Origin of the sequence: Pseudomonas sp. H11T01 (assembly GCF_048515765.1) — a bacterium.
Taxonomy (GTDB): domain Bacteria; phylum Pseudomonadota; class Gammaproteobacteria; order Pseudomonadales; family Pseudomonadaceae; genus Aquipseudomonas.
The window spans coordinates 190,618-206,568 of sequence record NZ_JBLYED010000011.1 but is presented as its reverse complement, the minus strand read 5'-3'; the positions used below and the strand labels follow the sequence as shown (position 1 = coordinate 206,568).

Annotated in this window: 15 protein-coding genes and 1 pseudogene; 1 reads left to right on the top strand and 15 read right to left on the bottom strand. The window is 59.3% G+C overall.

The window, feature by feature from the left end:
- Positions 1 to 405: 405 nt before the first annotated feature.
- The 13 genes from ACN1C3_RS16980 to ACN1C3_RS16920 all read right to left on the bottom strand — a co-directional run bounded on the left by ACN1C3_RS16980 (position 406) and on the right by ACN1C3_RS16920 (position 13,193).
- Entirely contained in the window at positions 406 to 2,373 is a 1,968-nt protein-coding gene (locus ACN1C3_RS16980) for a DNA topoisomerase III (RefSeq protein ID WP_419116920.1), read from the bottom strand.
- Between the two features lie 208 nt (positions 2,374 to 2,581).
- A complete protein-coding gene (locus ACN1C3_RS16975; protein ID WP_419116919.1) occupies positions 2,582 to 3,049 on the bottom strand; it encodes a single-stranded DNA-binding protein in 468 nt (155 codons plus the stop codon).
- A complete protein-coding gene (locus ACN1C3_RS16970; protein WP_419116918.1) occupies positions 3,046 to 3,564 on the bottom strand; it encodes a DUF3158 family protein in 519 nt (172 codons plus the stop codon). Before ACN1C3_RS16970 ends, ACN1C3_RS16975 begins: the two co-directional genes overlap by 4 nt.
- Positions 3,561 to 4,316, bottom strand: coding sequence for a PFL_4669 family integrating conjugative element protein (locus tag ACN1C3_RS16965; protein ID WP_419116917.1), 756 nt, complete (start codon positions 4,314 to 4,316; stop codon positions 3,561 to 3,563). The genes ACN1C3_RS16970 and ACN1C3_RS16965 overlap by 4 nt, the downstream gene beginning before the upstream one ends.
- 425 nt (positions 4,317 to 4,741) lie before the next feature.
- Positions 4,742 to 5,959 carry an STY4528 family pathogenicity island replication protein gene (locus ACN1C3_RS16960; protein WP_419116916.1) on the bottom strand — a complete coding sequence of 406 codons (1,218 nt, stop codon included), beginning with the start codon at positions 5,957 to 5,959 and terminating at the stop codon, positions 4,742 to 4,744.
- Complete coding sequence (locus ACN1C3_RS16955; RefSeq protein WP_419116915.1) at positions 5,956 to 6,504, bottom strand: DUF2857 domain-containing protein; 549 nt, start codon at positions 6,502 to 6,504, stop codon at positions 5,956 to 5,958. The genes ACN1C3_RS16960 and ACN1C3_RS16955 overlap by 4 nt, the downstream gene beginning before the upstream one ends.
- On the bottom strand, positions 6,501 to 8,102 hold the full coding sequence (locus tag ACN1C3_RS16950) for a ParB family protein (protein ID WP_419116914.1): 1,602 nt from the start codon (positions 8,100 to 8,102) through the stop codon (positions 6,501 to 6,503). The genes ACN1C3_RS16955 and ACN1C3_RS16950 overlap by 4 nt, the downstream gene beginning before the upstream one ends.
- 10 nt (positions 8,103 to 8,112) lie before the next feature.
- Positions 8,113 to 8,328, bottom strand: a complete 216-nt coding sequence (locus tag ACN1C3_RS16945) for a hypothetical protein (RefSeq protein WP_419116913.1) — start codon at positions 8,326 to 8,328, stop codon at positions 8,113 to 8,115.
- Positions 8,328 to 9,674 (bottom strand): replicative DNA helicase, encoded by a 1,347-nt coding sequence (gene dnaB, locus ACN1C3_RS16940; RefSeq protein ID WP_419116912.1) that lies wholly within the window; start codon positions 9,672 to 9,674, stop codon positions 8,328 to 8,330. The genes ACN1C3_RS16945 and dnaB overlap by 1 nt, the downstream gene beginning before the upstream one ends.
- Positions 9,671 to 10,516 carry a ParA family protein gene (locus ACN1C3_RS16935; RefSeq protein ID WP_419116911.1) on the bottom strand — a complete coding sequence of 282 codons (846 nt, stop codon included), beginning with the start codon at positions 10,514 to 10,516 and terminating at the stop codon, positions 9,671 to 9,673. Before ACN1C3_RS16935 ends, dnaB begins: the two co-directional genes overlap by 4 nt.
- Positions 10,517 to 10,518: 2 nt before the next feature.
- Positions 10,519 to 10,752, bottom strand: coding sequence for an AlpA family transcriptional regulator (locus ACN1C3_RS16930; protein WP_419116910.1), 234 nt, complete (start codon positions 10,750 to 10,752; stop codon positions 10,519 to 10,521).
- Positions 10,753 to 10,869: 117 nt separating this feature from the next.
- Positions 10,870 to 11,619, bottom strand: coding sequence for a hypothetical protein (locus tag ACN1C3_RS16925; protein ID WP_419116909.1), 750 nt, complete (start codon positions 11,617 to 11,619; stop codon positions 10,870 to 10,872).
- Between the two features lie 674 nt (positions 11,620 to 12,293).
- Positions 12,294 to 13,193, bottom strand: coding sequence for an AraC family transcriptional regulator (locus ACN1C3_RS16920; protein ID WP_419116908.1), 900 nt, complete (start codon positions 13,191 to 13,193; stop codon positions 12,294 to 12,296).
- 157 nt (positions 13,194 to 13,350) lie between these two features.
- On the opposite strand from ACN1C3_RS16920, the gene ACN1C3_RS16915 reads away from it, so the two are divergent.
- Positions 13,351 to 14,109, top strand: coding sequence for an SDR family NAD(P)-dependent oxidoreductase (locus ACN1C3_RS16915; protein ID WP_419116907.1), 759 nt, complete (start codon positions 13,351 to 13,353; stop codon positions 14,107 to 14,109).
- On the opposite strand, the gene ACN1C3_RS16910 is transcribed toward ACN1C3_RS16915, so the two are convergent.
- Both ACN1C3_RS16910 and ACN1C3_RS16905 read right to left on the bottom strand, forming a co-directional pair.
- Positions 14,066 to 14,683, bottom strand: coding sequence for a TraI domain-containing protein (locus ACN1C3_RS16910; protein WP_419116906.1), 618 nt, complete (start codon positions 14,681 to 14,683; stop codon positions 14,066 to 14,068). The genes ACN1C3_RS16915 and ACN1C3_RS16910 overlap by 44 nt on opposite strands.
- Positions 14,684 to 14,775: 92 nt before the next feature.
- A pseudogene (locus ACN1C3_RS16905) lies at positions 14,776 to 15,688 on the bottom strand (SDR family NAD(P)-dependent oxidoreductase); the annotation flags it as partial.
- Between the last annotated feature and the right edge of the window lie 263 nt (positions 15,689 to 15,951).

Genomic DNA, 15,951 nt, shown 5'->3' with positions numbered 1-15,951 from the left:
TCGCCAACCGACCCTTGTCGTGGCCTGGGTCGGAACCTGCTGGCACGCATCCGCGCACAAAGGGTGCCCAGTGTTTCCCCGGTGGGCTCCGGGGCTGAATACGAGCGTCGAAGCGGATGACCGCTATTGCCTGGCAGAGGCAACAGTGGTCATCCGCCACCACGATCAGGTCGAGCACGAAGTGGGAAAGTTATTCCACTGAGAAGTAGGCCCCGAACTCTGAGAGTCCGACCGAGCTGCCCGGAGCTAATCGGTCTTGGGTCGCCATTGGCGATGCACCGGAGTTACTACAGCAGAGACGGTGCGACAGCGTCAAGTCTGAGGCCAACACCGAGGTACTGCCGAGCGGTACGGTCATTCGCTCCACCCTTTCCCCAAGAGCAATCCTTATTGTTAGACGGCGCATCATTGGCGATGCTTGTCTTTTTTGAGGGGTAAAGTCCCCTTGCAAGCCGGGTACTGGCAACACGACCAGAACAGTCCTGATTTTCCCTTACGCTGATGCATCGTGTTATTGCAAACCGGACACGCCGGACCGGCTGCGACAGGCACCGCCAAGGTGATGGTCCTACCGTTTTCGATCAATTGCGCAATCCAGCTCGCCTGCTTGGCGACGAACGCCTCGAGGGGTAGGCGTCCCGCTTCGATTTCGTCCAGGGCCTGTTCCCAGATCGCGGTCATCCCCGGATCGGCGACCGCTGGCGGTACCGCCTCGATCAGGGTATGGGCCGCCGCTGAGGCCATTAGGGCGCGTTTATTTTTCAGCAAATAACCACGGTCGATCAAACCCTTGATGATGCTGGCGCGCGTGGCTTCGGTGCCGATGCCCGTGGTGTCCCGCAGTTTCTGTTTCAGGCGTGGATCGTTGACCAACTTGGCCACGTTTTTCATGGCCTTGATCAGCTCGCCTTCGGTCAGTGGTTTGGGCGCCGTGGTGCGCAGGGTCTTGAGTTCGACGTCGCTCATGGTGCACGGCGTGCCCTGTTGTAAGGCCGGTAGTACCTGGGACTTCTGGTGGGGCTCATCGTCTTCGGCGCTGTCGTCGAGCAAGCCTTTCCAGCCGTGGAGCAGAATCTGTTTGCCCACCGCGGTTAACCGTTGTCCGCCGCACTCCAGTTCGACCTGGGTGCGCTCAAGCTCATGATGCGGCAGAAATTGCGCCAGGTAATGGCTACGAATCAGTTCGTAGACCTGGCGTTCGGGTTCGGACATCCGCGTCAGGTTCGCCGGCTCGGTGGTGGGGATGATGGCGTGGTGCGCGGTGACCTTGGCATCGTTCCATACCCGTGAGCGCAACGAGCGATTGTGTCTTCCGAGTGCGGTCTGTAACCCGGGATCGGTGGTGAGCAGGGCATTGAGGACCGCCGGCACCTCATCGAACATGCTCTCTGGCAAATAGCGGCAATCACTGCGCGGATAGGTGGTGGCTTTATGGGTTTCATACAGGGCCTGGGCGATATTCAAGACTTCCTGAACACCGAGCCCCAGCTTGCGTGAGCAGACTTCCTGCAGCGTGCTCAGGTCGAAGGGCAGGGGCGGTGCTTCGCGGCAATGCTCGGTCTGCAGCGAGAGCACCGTGGCGATCTTACTGTCAGTGATCGCACGGACCGCCTGACGAGCGAGTGCCTGCTCTAGGCAACGACCCGCGTCATCCCGCCCTGAGCTGGGCGGTAGCCACGACGCGATGAAGCTCTGAGCCATCGCCGACAGGTGCACCTCCACGTCCCAATAAGGCACTGGGACAAAACTGGCAATCGCACGATCCCGATCGACCACCAAGCGCAGGGTGGGGGTTTGCACCCGCCCCACCGACAGCACCCCGTCGTAGCCTGTGCGCCGGCCGAGGAGGGTGAACAGCCGACTCAGGTTCATGCCGATCAGCCAGTCGGCGCGGCTGCGGGCGAGGGCTGCGTGGTAGAGCGGAAAGGTCTCCTCGCCAGACTTCAGCGCGGACAGTGCCTTGCGAATCGACGCCGCGTTGAGCGCCGACAACCAGAGACGCTGAAGGGGCCCTCGATAGTGGCAGAGCTCCAATAACTCGCGGGCAATCATCTCTCCTTCACGGTCGGCGTCAGTCGCGATGACGACGCTGGAGGCTTCGCTGAGCAGGCGCTTGATGACTTTGAACTGTGCGGCAGTCTTGGGTTTGACCACTACTTTCCATTGCGCGGGAATGATGGGTAGCTGATCCAGCGACCAGTTCTTGTACTGCGCGCCATAGGCTTCGGGTGGGGCAGCCTCGAGCAGGTGGCCGATGCACCAGGTGACGGTGGTGTCGGTGCCCAGCAGGCAGCCTTCACTGCGCCGGCTAGCGCCCAGCACTTTGGCAATGTCTCGACCTTGAGAGGGTTTTTCGCAGAGGAATAGACGCATAACACTGCTCCGGATGGGGATCCAGAGCAGCGTCATGGGAAACAGCTGGGGCGGGAAACGAGAAACCTGAACACCGGAAGCTCCACATTAACCATGAAGGAAGCCACGTACCGGCGACCTCCAGGCTCACGAGAGATGAACCACCACTGTCGCGGGGATTCGCGCAGAGGCGCAAATGGTATGCCGGTCTCCATCGATTATTGGCCGATTACGCCTTGCGTTTCCTGGGCTTTGCGGCGGGTAAAGTACTCTGGCCATTGGTCGGTTCAGGGCGTTGTTCGACGTGTTTTCCAGGAGCAGCCTGTTCACTGGAGCGCTCCCGCATGGCCACACTGTGCACACGGTGTGGCAGAATACCGACGCGGCGGGCTTCGATCTTGAAGGTCACCCGCGCGTTGTCCTCGCTGTCCTCCCACTCGTCCTTGACCGTGCGACCCTCCACGAGGATGCGCATACCTTTCTGGTACAGCGTACTCCAGTGTTCGGCCTCGCGGTGCCAGAGCTCAACCGGTGCCCAGTACCCGCCACGGTCTTCATAGCTGCCATCGCGTGGCACGGGGTTGTCAAAATACACATTCAGCCGGAGCAACCGGCGGGGTTCGTCATTGCCCGAGGTAAATTCCTGGAATTCTGGCGCACTGCCGATGTTGCCTTCGCCGACAAAAAAAGTACTCATCGTGATACCTCCACTGCGGTTGTGAGTTGGCGCAGCACCTGCTCGGCACTGGTCATTTTGATCGCGCAGGTGGTGGCCTGGCGAAAGAGCGAATGCACCACGCTCATTTGCAGGTTCAGTGCAATGCGGTCGCATTCGAATCGGTGCAGTCCCTCGCGCACGGCGGGCGGCAGGGCTGGGTTCCTCATGTGCCGCTCCCAAACCGCTACGCCCATGCGGGCGAAGTCGCGGGTGCGCCAACGTAGAAAGGTGCTACCAGCGCCGGTATTTTGCAGCACCAGACGCATGTCCAGCAGTGAGTAAGGTGGTCGTCCGGCCTGCTGCATGACGGCCTCCATCAACCGGCATAACTGCACCTCGATGTCCCTCGCCACCTGCGCCAGGTGTTCCAACTCCCCCTTACCCTTAAAAGGTTTTAAAAGGCCTTTTAGGGAGGCAGCGTGTGTGAGCTGTCGATAGGCATCCGGTGTCAACACGTCGAGGGGCATCGACTGCGCCAGGTTCATAGGGTTCATGCTTCACCCTCCGGCCCAGGCATGATCGCTGGCGGATCTTCCGCGCCCTCTACTTGTGCCTTGGTGTCCGCCATGGGCACAGCACCGCCGCGAATAATCGGCGGTGCAAACTGCGAGCGACGAAGACCTTCGAGAATGTCCTGCGGAGGCAGGCCGAACTTGTCGATGGCCTCATAGGCACGAGCGTTGTTCGCCGCCATGTCATCACGGGTGACCCCGGCATGCCGAAAGCGTTGCGCCAGGCCGAACAGGCTGCGCAGCAGATGGGCACCGGCGTCGATCCAGGCTTCCATGTCGACGCGCCCGATCAGCGCGGTGTGATGGGCCAGTAAGGTGCGACGCACCAAGGTGTCGTAGTCGGTCAGCAGGTAAACCGCCAAGAAACCCAACTGGCTGCCGATGTACAACGGCAAGGTCACTGGGTGAATGTTGAGGTTGTCACCCATGTCGATCTGGGTCGGCAGGTCCTGCTTGACCCGATCCAGTTGCTGAGTCAGCTCCAGCATCCCGGCCTTGGCTTGCAGCAGTTTTTCTTCAAGTTGCAACATGGCCCAGTCGGCGTAGGGATCGTCGTGGGCCGAGGTTTGTTTGATCAGGTTGGTGACACTGATATAGCCGGCCATGCCCATGATCGGGTGAATGCCTTCGCGGGCTGTCCGGCCTTGCCAAATGCGCGCGGCGTGGTGGGTGTGCAGGGTCAGGGTGATGCTGCTGCGCAATGAGCCCAGGTTGAGTTGGTAGTGATCGGCCACGGTGTTGTCCTCGCATGTGCTTGGGCTAGAGCATTGCGGCGGATGATGTGCAAGGGCAGCCCAAAAGCTGAACGCGGTCTGTTCGGTTTGCCGAGGTTGGAAGGAGTCGCTGATCGCTCCCTGGCGTGATGCCAGTGGCATCAAATCCATTGAGGTCCATGAATGGCACGGGGACAACTGCCCTCAATCGATCTGGGGGCTCAAGGCGGAATCCACCTTGATGCCAGTGGCATCAAATCCACTGAGGTCCATGATTGGCGCGAGGACAGCTGCCCGCAAACGATCTGAGGTCTCAGAGCGGCATCCGTCTTGATGCCAGTGGCATCAAATCCATTGAGATACATGATTGTCGCGAGGACAACTGCTCCCCAATGATCTGTGGGCTCAGGGTGGAATCCGCCTTGATGCCAGTGGCATCAAATCTACTAACCGCCAGGGTGTTTAGTGGGGAGCTGGCGCAACTCATCCAGGCAGGCTTGCACCAGGGGTGATAGCGGCTCTCCCGGCTTTCTGGATCGTGGTGGTGGTGGTGGTAGTGGTGGTGGCGCTGCAGCTGGGCCTGAGCTGACGGCAATTGACGGTTCTGCCTGACCCGCCCAGGGATGGAATTCACCGCGTAGCGCACGCTGGATCAGGCCCATCAGGTACGCGGTGGGTTTGCGGATGCCACCGGCCGCGCAGCGGGCCCCCGCCTCGTTCAACACCGCCTGGCGATCACCGGGCTCCAGTTTGTTCAGCGCAATGACCGCGGCCTGTTGCTCCTCTGGGCTCAGCTGCAACGCAGCGGGCCACTGCAAGGTCGGCTTTTCCATACCAGAGCTCACGTGCAGTACAGTACTAATACGTTCTTTTAATACAGTACAGGCAGCGTTCGGAATCCGAACGCTGCCGTGAATGCTGGGTTCTAGACCGGGTTCGGATTCCGAACCGGGGGTTGCACGAATCCGAACGGCGGCGATTTCGCCCAGTTCGGATTCGTGCAGGGTAGCGTCGGGGGCTGATGTAACCGATGCTTGCTCTACCAAGCGTTCACCCAAGATATCCAGCCGTGTGGGCAGTCGGCGCTGATCAATATCGGTATCCCGCTGAGCCTCCTCCAGAACGTGCTGCGCAACGATGCGGGCGTTCTTGGCGGCGTGACCGAGGCAATGCCCGACCAGCTCTAAATAATCAGGGTCCAGTTCCATGGCTTCGGCAGGGGTCAGCGGCTCGTCATGTAGCACATACAGCGAACCTTGCAGGCGCCCAGTGGTTGGGTCACGTCCGCGCGCCACCAGGCTGAGCCAGCGGGTGAGCCTGAGCACAGTGAGTACGCGGGCGATGGTCTCGCGAGAGGCCACAGAGCCATAGGGTACGGTCGACAAATAAGGCTGTAGATCTTGGTAGCGGGGTGTGGCCAAGCCCCGACCGTCCAACAACAAGCGAAACACCTGCCAGGCGTTGCGTTCTAACGGCGTCAAGCGACTGTCCAGCAGCAAACGACGTGGCACGCTATCGAGGGATTGGCCGCTATACAGAAAGCCGGCCTGTAGGCCATAGACGGAAGGTTTGGGGGACGCTGGACGGGCAGGCCACTGATCTTCTAACTGTCGGGCGCACTGTTGCAGCACCCGTTGCCAACGGGAGGTCGCCATAGCGCTCACGGCTGAGAGCTGTGCTGCGCGATTTGCTGCCAGACCACCACCAGGCTGATCTGTTGCTCTTCGGCCAGCATCATCATGGCGTCGAGTTGATCCTCGCTGCCTTCCTGTTCACGCAGCTGGCACCAGCGCCGCCAGAGCGCATGTTCTTGCGCTTCGCTCAGGTGATGAGGACGGCCCTTACGGGTTTCGATCTTCAGCAGTCGGCGACGCATGGCGGTTTCCGAATGGGCCAAGCCGAAGCACTGGTACATGATGGTGCTGCTGGCGCCGAGTTTGAGGGCCCGGTTGATCAGTCGCTCGTTCTGTTCGTCGCGATCGGCTTGCTCAATCAGGCGCCGTAGCACCGGTGAATCAATCCGGATTTCGACCCAGGACACGCTGGCATGGGCCAGGCGCGACAAGGTGGTGGGCGGTAAGGATTGCAACAGGGTGAGGTCGTCTTCGCCCAAGCCTAACGCCTTGCAGCGCTGCAAGTTGCCCTGACGCAGTTCATGCAGCACTTGGGTCAGCATGGCCTGATTGAGCAGGTTGAAGGACAGGCTCATGACAGTGCCTCCGGAGGGGCGAGCGAAGGCTCAAGCGTCTGCTCGATCAGCCGTCGGGCCAGGCGGATAAGGCGAAAGAGCTGGTTCAGCTGCGCGTCAGGCAGACGCTCCAAGCCCACGTTCAGGGCGGGACGATCATTCAGCGGGACCTCGTAGGCACCAATGAGCAGCTGGCCGAACAGGGCCGCGGGCAGTTGTTGCCGATCCTCCCAATGAATCTCGTCATGCGCCCGCAGCAGGGCGGTCAGTAGCAGTTGAACGCCAGTGGAGCGGGGTGAGCTCCGCTCGAGCGGCTCCATCCGTAGGGCATAGCCGAGCCCGTCCTGCTGCTCGACTACGCTGTTGGCCTGTCCGGCGTAACTCGCCAGGTTCCGTGCCAGGTCGGCGATGGCGGAGCGCAGCTGCTCGGGGGTGTCGAGCGCGGGTTCGATGTGCCAGAGACTATCCTCCGAGTGAAACCCGTCAGCCAGGGGCAGCGTTGGGGCGACAGCGTGATCCTCAATATCTGACGATGGCTCGCTCATGGTCTCGCGTGCGATCAATTCGCGGATGTGCTGTACCCGTGAAAGGGGATTGGACGACGGCGCCATCGGGGCGTCCATCTGCGCAGAGGACTGCACTGCGATGTCGTTGTCTTGGTGCTGAGAGTCCGAGAGAGCGTGTGGGGCTGCTTCGAGTGGGTTCGAGGGTTGGCTGATTTCGGGCAATGGGCTTACCACGATGCCAGGTATCGACTGGGGGCGTTGGCTGTCAGTCAGCTCCAACGCCAACATGCGATAGGACTGCCCAAGTAATTGGCTCATCCGCTCAAGGAGTTCATCCTGAACGCGCTCCACGTCAAAGCCATCCGGTTCGACATCGAAGTTGGCCAATGTGTCGAGCCAGAACTCGTTAAATGCATAGGCGGCCGACGGGTAGCGGTTCCAGGTCTGTTCGGCCTGGCTACGAAGAGCAATCAGGCGCTCGACCTGGGGTTTTCCCAAGCCGGCATAGAGCACTTGTGGAATGGCCGGCAGCAGGTGCTCTAGGGTGCCGAGCATCCGGCTGAGGTGCGACTGTGAAATCGGATAACCACCTGCTGCCAGGCGGGTGGCCAGTTCGCGTTGTGGCAGTGCGGCGCTCTCCTGTTCAAACATCGCCTTGAGTTTGGCGACCGCCAGCGCCCGCTCGATGAAGGTGAGCTGACCGTGCAGATCACTTTCGGCCAGGTGGCCGAGCAGGGCGGTGATTTCATTGGTCCAAGGTTTGAATAGGCAGTGAATGCGAAAGAAACGCTCATCACGGTTTTCTTGCCACAGCTCGCCGAGGATCGCCAGGCGAGTATTACCGCCATTACGGATGATGAAGTACGCCTCGCCGGGACGACGGGTGATCTGGGGCGGTTGATCCAAACCACGCTCGCGGATGGAGGCCTTGAGATCGTCGTACAGTGGATTACGGAGGAAGCGTGGGTTGTGCTCATACGGTCGTAGCTGCTCCAGGGTCACCAGCATGGGCGTATCGACGATAGGGTCAGCGACGTGATCCACCTCAAGGCAGTGCCCAAAGTGGCCGGCCAGCAGCTTGCCGGTGATGTCCTCCTGAGTCGGCGTTTTCATACTGCAAGCCTCATGCGTGTGGGTGACCCAAGTCATCACCGACTTGGAAGCGGACTATTTCGACCGTCCCCGCGCGTTCAATGTGCTGGGACAGCTCGAGCAGAAATGCTCCCATTGCCGGGCGCCCGCGTCGCAGACGAAACACCACGGTGCAGTATTCTTCGTTCACTACATTGAGCATTGGATGCTGAGTCGGTAAGCAGGTTTGTGGAAGGTCTTGAGACATCAGGAGGCTCCTTGCCAAGCGCTGTTGGCATGCAGGGAGGTAAAGCGGGTTTGTTCGGCCATGAACATGACTCGCAGGAAACCGGTCGGACCATTACGGTGTTTGCCGATGATCAGTTCGGCGGTGCCGCGATCGGCGCTCTCAGGGTGGTAAACCTCATCGCGGTAGATAAACAGGATCAGGTCGGCATCCTGCTCGATGGCACCCGATTCGCGCAGGTCAGCCAGTACCGGGCGCTTGTTGCTGCGTTGCTCCAGGGAACGGTTGAGTTGGGAGAGGGCAATGACCGGACAGTTCAGCTCCTTGGCCAGTGCCTTGAGACCCGCAGAAATCTCGGCGATTTCCAGGTTGCGGGTCTCGCGGCCCGGTGCTCGCAACAGTTGCAGGTAATCGACCATCACCAAGGCGGGTGCTCCGAAGCAGCGCGCCGCGCGCCGGGCACGGGAGCGCAACGCCATGCAGGTCAGGGCCGGGCTGTCGTCGATGATCAAGCGTTCTCCGTAGCCCTGCAGTTTGGCGGCGGCAGCTGTCAGGTGTGGCCAATCGTTGTCGCTCAGTTGGCCTTTCATGAGATTGGCCAGCGAGAGATGCCCCAGAATGGCCAGCAGCCGATACACCAGTGCCCGTGCCGGCATTTCAAGGCTGTAGATCTGCACCGACGCGGTGGGGCGAGCGGCGAGGGCAGTTTCGACAAAATTCAGCACCAGACTGGTTTTACCCATCGACGGTCGTGCCGCGACCACCACCAGGTCGGCCGGCTGAAAGCCGGCGGTCTTGAAGTCCAGATCGACCAGTCCGCTGGGGACGCCAGTGGTGATCTCACCACTGTTAAAGTGCTGGTCGATCTCCTCGATCACCTCCAGTAGGCAGTGATTCAGATCGACGAATTCTTGTCGTTGTTGCGCCTGACCCAGCGCGAACAGCCGTTGCTCGAACAGTTCCTGAACCTGTTGGCTGCTCGCTTGCGGTTCGGCGGCTTCGCGGCTGCAAGCAAAGCCGAGCTGGATCAGTCGGCGCAGATGGGCCCGTTCTCGAACAATCTCGGCGTAGGTCTTGATATTGGCCACTGAGGGCGTGTTCTTGGCCAGCTCGCCCAAGTAGGCGAGCCCACCCAGTTCGGGCTGATCCGTGAGTTGTTCGGCCAGGGTCACTACGTCGAAAGGTTTGTTTTGCTGCGCCAGGGCCACGATGGCTTTGAAAATCGCCCGATGCTCGGAGCGGAAGAAATCCTCGGGTACCAGCAAATCGGTCAATAAATCCCAGGTGCTGTTGTCCAGCATCAGCCCGCCGAGTACCCCTTGCTCCGCTTCGAGTGAGTAGGGAGGTGTCAGATTGGCGATGCTCATAACGGTTTCTCCGTACTGGGGCCGACCGTCAAGATGGCGGCCTGCCATTCGGGGAATAACTCGAAGGCCAGGGCTTGCAGGGTTTCCAGTGCTGAGGGTGAACGTCGACCGCTTGGACGGTGATCCTCCACCCGGTGAGCCGGCAGGCCCAGCGAGGCGGCATTCACGTAGGCCACCCGATTGGGGATGACGGTGTACAACACTGAAATCGAGGGGGTTGCAGGGAAGCTTTCCCGCAATCCGCGTACGATCATCCGTGCGTCCAGCCTGACCGAGTCCACCTGGTTCAGCAGCAGGCGCAACGGCGGCACGGCAATGCCGAGGTGGCGGAAGGGCTCCAAGTCGCCGAGGAGTTTCAGTGTGCCGCGGCTCAGTTCACGTGCCGCGAGCATTTCCGGGTTGATCGGGGAAAGCGCTAAGTCAGAGGCGAGGACTGCCATTTCCAACAGCACGCTACGCGCGCCCTGCGTGTCAATCAGCAGCAGGTCGTAATGATCGCGAAACCCCTCCAGCAAGTTGCGCAGACGCAGGCGTCCATCCGGAGCATGCAGCAACAACGTGTTGAGTTGACCCTGATGGTCGTTGGAGAGAATCAGGTCGAGTTTATCCAGGCTTGTGCGGGAAATGATCTGTGGGGCATCGGTCAGGTTGAGCGCGATCAGCTCATAGGCGCCCGCCGGTGCGACATGGTCCAGCTGGTAATAACTGGACAGCGTGGGCTGGCTGTCCAGATCCAGTAACAGCACGCGTAGGCCGGCATCGGCCAGGAGACCACCGAGATTGGCGGTCACCGTGGTCTTGCCCACACCCCCTTTGGTGGAGATTACCGACACCACGCGCATGGTCAGTGCTCCTGCTGTGCCAGGCGTTCGGTAATCCAGCGCTCGATCTCCAGCGAATCCCAGCCGACGGCGCGCAGGCCAATGCGTTTGGCTTGGGGAAAGCGACCCTCCTTCATCAGGTTGTAGATGTGTGCCCGTTTAAACCCGGTTTTGCGCTCTACTTCATCGCGACGCATGATGTGGCGTTCGGCCGGTGGGTGAGGGATGTCAGCGAGTGGGGTAGATGAACTGGACATGCTGGTCACTCCTGGCGCCGGTTGGCGCGTGATGGGACGTGACCTGAATTGAATAGCAGAAAGGCGAGGGTGTCATTGCACTGCAATTGCGGGCATTGCAGTGCAATGCTGTTTGGCTCACGTGGTTTTTTTGAGGACGCGATTGGCCGCGGCGAATTTACCGTCCAACGTTCGCTTTTTGAGGCCAGATATGTCTGCAAAACGCGCGGTCACGGCATCGACAATAGCGGCTTGATCTTCGAACACGGACAGCTTCTTGCCGGCCGGTGACACGTCCAAGACGGTGTGGATCAAGGCGCCAATGATTTGCAGGTAGGTGTGTTCGCTGCGCTCGCTGAGTTGCCCCTGTGACTTCACTAAGGCGTTAAGGCTTTGCTGTTCCAGTCCCAGTGCTTGGAGGTCGGCCTCAACTTCGTGAAGCTGGCGTTGCAGCGAATTGCGTTCTTGCACGAGGGCGTCGCGCTCAGCCTGGAGGGACAGGTAAGCCGCTGGGCTGATGTGTTCATGGGTGTCATTGACGGACTCGAACAGAAACGCCGGTCGCTGATCGGGATAGTGCCGTTGCATCCAGCGGCGCAAGTCAGCGTGGCGCACCGTTAACGCAACAGGGTCCCAAGGCGTTCCCAACGGCACTGAAACACCGAAGTGGCCATAGGGCAATTCCCCGTTCCGAATCGCATCGTAAAGTCTTTCAAGATTGGCCTGAAGGCAGGGCCATTGGGGGAATAAGGCCCCCAGCCTCTCCGGACAGTGGTCGCCAGCTTGCACTATTTCGGCCTCGTATTGCATGAGATCGCACCATCGCAACACGGCATCGATTGGTCGATAGAAGGTTTTAGCCAGCGGATTGAAATTGTCGGCGTGCATGTGCGGATGGACCTCCATTTCTGATGGATAGGCCTCCCGCGCCACATCCCTGCACCACCCACCTGATGAGCCTGCTGGTAGTTGTTGCTTTACTCGGATTTCTAACTCGGTGAGGTCATTCCATTTACCTACTACCCAATGTAAATATCCGTCTATTATTTTGGATCCAATATGAAGATAGCTGATTCTAGGACGAGTTCAATCCATCAGCCGCGATTGATAGGGGCGGGTTCATCGGTTTTGAGGGCCAGTTGCACTGTTACCTCACTGATCTTTGATCAATGTTATGCCCGAGTCAGACGGTGTGGGATCTTACTGCCGCTCTATGCGTCGTCCAATTTTCATAGAAAGCAGGATCTACTTTGGAGACCTTGCGAATCGCTCACTCTCACTGAAGCGCTTATTAGCATTTTTGAGTTTTTCCATTCTGCTACTTTGTCCCGCCTGCCTTGACCTCTTCTACCGGCGAGACGACCGCCTGAAATGAATGGGTGCTGGCGCCGACGCCGGATCGACCCAGTTGCCGAGATGTCACTGACCCAGTCTGATTCCCCGCGAACCATACCTTTGCTGGATTTGTGCCTATTTGGAGGAGGGTCAGTCTTGCGTCAGCACGTGGGTCAATTCGGCGTCGGCGTCAACACTCTCAGACAATCTGTAGACAAGTCTGCGGTTTACGCCCTTGTTGGAGTGCCGATCGCCTGCCGTATCTCACGCACGTCGCGTGCAGGCGATGCGCCGAATTGCCGTGAGTATTCGCGGGTGAACTGTGATGCGCTTTCATAGCCGACAACGAACGCCACGTCAGACGCGCGATGCTCGCCGGCAAGCAACAGCTGGCGAGCTTCCTGCAATCTAAGCTGTTTCTGATACTGGATGGGACTGAGGCCTGTCATCGACAGAAAATGGCGATGCAGGCTCGCCCGACTCATGCCGCTTGCATCGCACAAGGCTTCGATGCGAAGTCGAATGTTGTAATTGTCCCTGATGCAGGCAACGGCCCGCCGGATGCTGCCCAGTGCGCCATCGGGTTGGGCAATCTGACGCAACAGCCGCCCCTGGGGGCCCTGTAGAAGACGATAGAGTAATTCCCGTTCGACCATGGGGCCGAGAATCGGAATATCGGCAGGTGTGTCGAGCAATGACAATAAGCGCAGTAACGTGTCGCGGAGCGGAGCGGTCATCGGGTTTATCGTGATGCCAATCCCTTTTTGCTCGCTTTCGCGAACCGGCGGCATGGTCGCTGCCAACTCCGCCAGTATGGCCGGATCCAGCACGAGCGATACCGCAACGTAGGGCTGCCCCCCTTCAGCATCAAGAATCTGTCCGATCAAAGGCAGATCCAGGGCGCTGATGAGATATTGTTCACTGTCGTAGCTCAGAAGATTGTCGTTAATCGCAACGCACTTCGACCCTTGCAGGATGAAGCAGATCATCGAGCGATACAGGCATGGCGCCTTGTCTGTAGAGCCTTGTCCGACACAGAGGTCCACACGCGGGATCTGTGTGGTAGTCAAACCCGGTGGCGCATGGCGCAGGGCTATATCAAGATGCGGTGCAAGATCGTTGTTCATGAGCCGATTATGCCTACGTCCCGCCACCACGCAATATGATTGATACAATCAGGCAATAAATTGAGCTTATTGGGCGTGGGTTACAAACCGGTCATTGCCTATCTTGAGCAGGTCAAGAAAGCGCCAAAAGGCGCGCCTAACCTAGCAGAGACAGTCCATGACCAATCAGATCGCTCTTATTACTGGAGCCAGCCGCGGCCTTGGCCGCCACATGGCTCTTCACCTCGCCAAGCGCGGCGTCCACATCATCGGCACTTATCGCAGCGGCGCGGCAGAAGCCGAATCGCTGAAGCAGGAAATCGAGGAGCAGGGCGGCAAGGCCGCGATGCTGCCGCTCGACATTACCGATACCGCCAGCTATGAGGCTTTTTCAAGCGCATTGACTGAAACGCTGAAGACCGAGTTCGGCCGCGAGCGCTTCGACTTCCTCGTCAACAATGCCGGCAATGGCCTCTTTGCGAACTTTATTGACGCGACCGAAGACCAGTTTGCCTCACTGGTCGCCACGCACCTTCGCGGGCCGATTTTCCTGACGCAGAAGCTGTTGCCGCTCGTGGAAGACGGCGGTCGTATCCTGAACGTTTCGTCCGGCTTCGTACGCTTTACGCTGTCGGGGTACAGCATTTACGCGGCGGTAAAAGCGGCAGTCGAAGTGCTGACCCGTTACCTGGCCGTAGAGCTGGGTTCGCGCCAAATTCGGGTGAATGCGATTGCCCCAGGCGCCATCGCAACCGATTTTGGTGGTGGTGCTGTGCGCGACAATAAGGATGTGAACGCCTATGTGGCACAGGGCATCGCGCTGGGCCGTGTCGGTCTGCCGGACGATATCGGCGGTGCGGTTGCCGCCATTCTGTCCGATGACATGGCCTGGGCTAACGGGACAACTTTTGACATCTCGGGCGGGCAGTTGCTGTAGCCACAGCCGCATTCGTTCCATCCCGTTGCTGTCCTATCGAGAGACCATCATGCCGCACGCTCAACTTACGCTCATCAGTCATCCGTTGTGCCCGTTCGTTCAGCGAGCGGAGCGCGGTCCTGATGGCTTTGCCTTCCGGGCTAGACTCGACCAGGCCATGCGATTGGAGTTCATCGAACACCGCAATGTTGGAGGAAGGAATGCCTTCAATCGATTGCGACAGCAGATAGGCTCGCAGTTTGTCGGTGACCGTTTTGCTGACCAGCCACAGTGCGTCTTGAGTCAACCAACCCGCGGCACCCGGCTGGTTGAGTTTCAGCTCGTGTTGAACCAGGTGACGCAGTCCGTTGATCAAGTGGTGTTGCAGTGAATGAATCGGTGCTTGTAGCGCCTTGCTTGGATTGCCGCCTATGTTCTGCGCGATGGAGACGCGGCCGGCTTGAATCACCAACTCACCGAGCACGCCGGCACGCTCGTACTGATCGGCCAGGATATACAGCAAGCTGGCCCACAGCGACGGAAATCCACTGAGCCAATCGAGGATCGGGCGGTCGAGAATTTGGGTGTAGAGCAAGCCTGCAGCGGCGCCGTGCAGGTGGTAATCCCGACGTAACGAAAACGGTAGGGCTGATCCAGGAAGCCCTGGCAAGGATGCCAAAGACGGCCATCCTGGCGTTCGACCAGCAGGTCCACGGCGATCTTGCCGACATCATGCAGCAGCGCGCCATAGGCGATGCCGGCCGACCAGGCGTCAGTCTGGGCGGCTTGGTCTTCCGGCGCGGTGCGGGAGGGCAGCAGATAGGATTGGCGTAGTTTCAAACTACAGGCGACTAGTTCCAGTCCATGGTCGAGCATGCCGCCGAGATACGCATGGTGGTGCGTCTCGCTGGCCGGGAGTTGCTGGGCCTGTTCGGCGTAGCGATGGATCGGATTTAAATAGAGCTGGCTGAACTGCGCGTGGGAGAGGGCGGCGTACTGCCAGATGCGATTGAGCAACTGGCGGCGGTGCTCCGCGGCTAACAAGCTGTGGGCCAACTCGATGGGCAGGTACCCGCCACCATCGGGGTCTCAAATATTCCGGGTGCGATGCACATAACGCGGATGCCTGAACGCGCCAGGTCGCGTGCCAACGGCAGTGTCATGGCAGCGACTCCACCTTTGGACGCGGCGTAAGCGGCTTGGCCTGTCTGACCGTCAAACGCTGCGACAGAGGCCGTATTCACGATTATGCCGCGCTCTCCTTCGATATTGGGTTCTCCTCCTGCCATAGCCTCGGCGGCAAGGCGAATCATGTTGAAGCTTCCGATCAAGTTGATCTCAACAGTTCGACGAAAACTCTCAAGCCCATGGAGCCATTACGACCTAAAACCCGCTCGGCTGGTGCAACACCCGCGCAGTTGATCACCCCATGCAACGCACCGAAGGTGCTAACTGCAGAGGCGATTGCTGTTCGGCAATCATTTTCACTGGTGATGTCGGCTCGAACGAAGATTGCACGCTCTCCTAGCTCGTCAGCGCGAGCTGCACCAGCGGTTTCGTTCACGTCAACCAGCACCACGTTTGCACCTCGGCCCACCAGATAAAAGGCCCAAAGGCCGGATCGGTTCAATAAAGGTGGCAGCCACGCCGAAGATTGTTGAACCGATCGGTGGTCAGTGATCCTGCCAATGCTCAAATGCCTCAGCGTATTTGAATGCTTTGGACAATCGAGGCCAGGCATCTAGAAGGGGGGGCACATGCGCTTGACAGGCGATGCAGGGAAGCTGAAACGTAGAGAAAGAATTGAGGCTCGTCAGGTTGTTCGAAGTAGAATTACCGAAGAGACCTGAAGATCAGCATCAA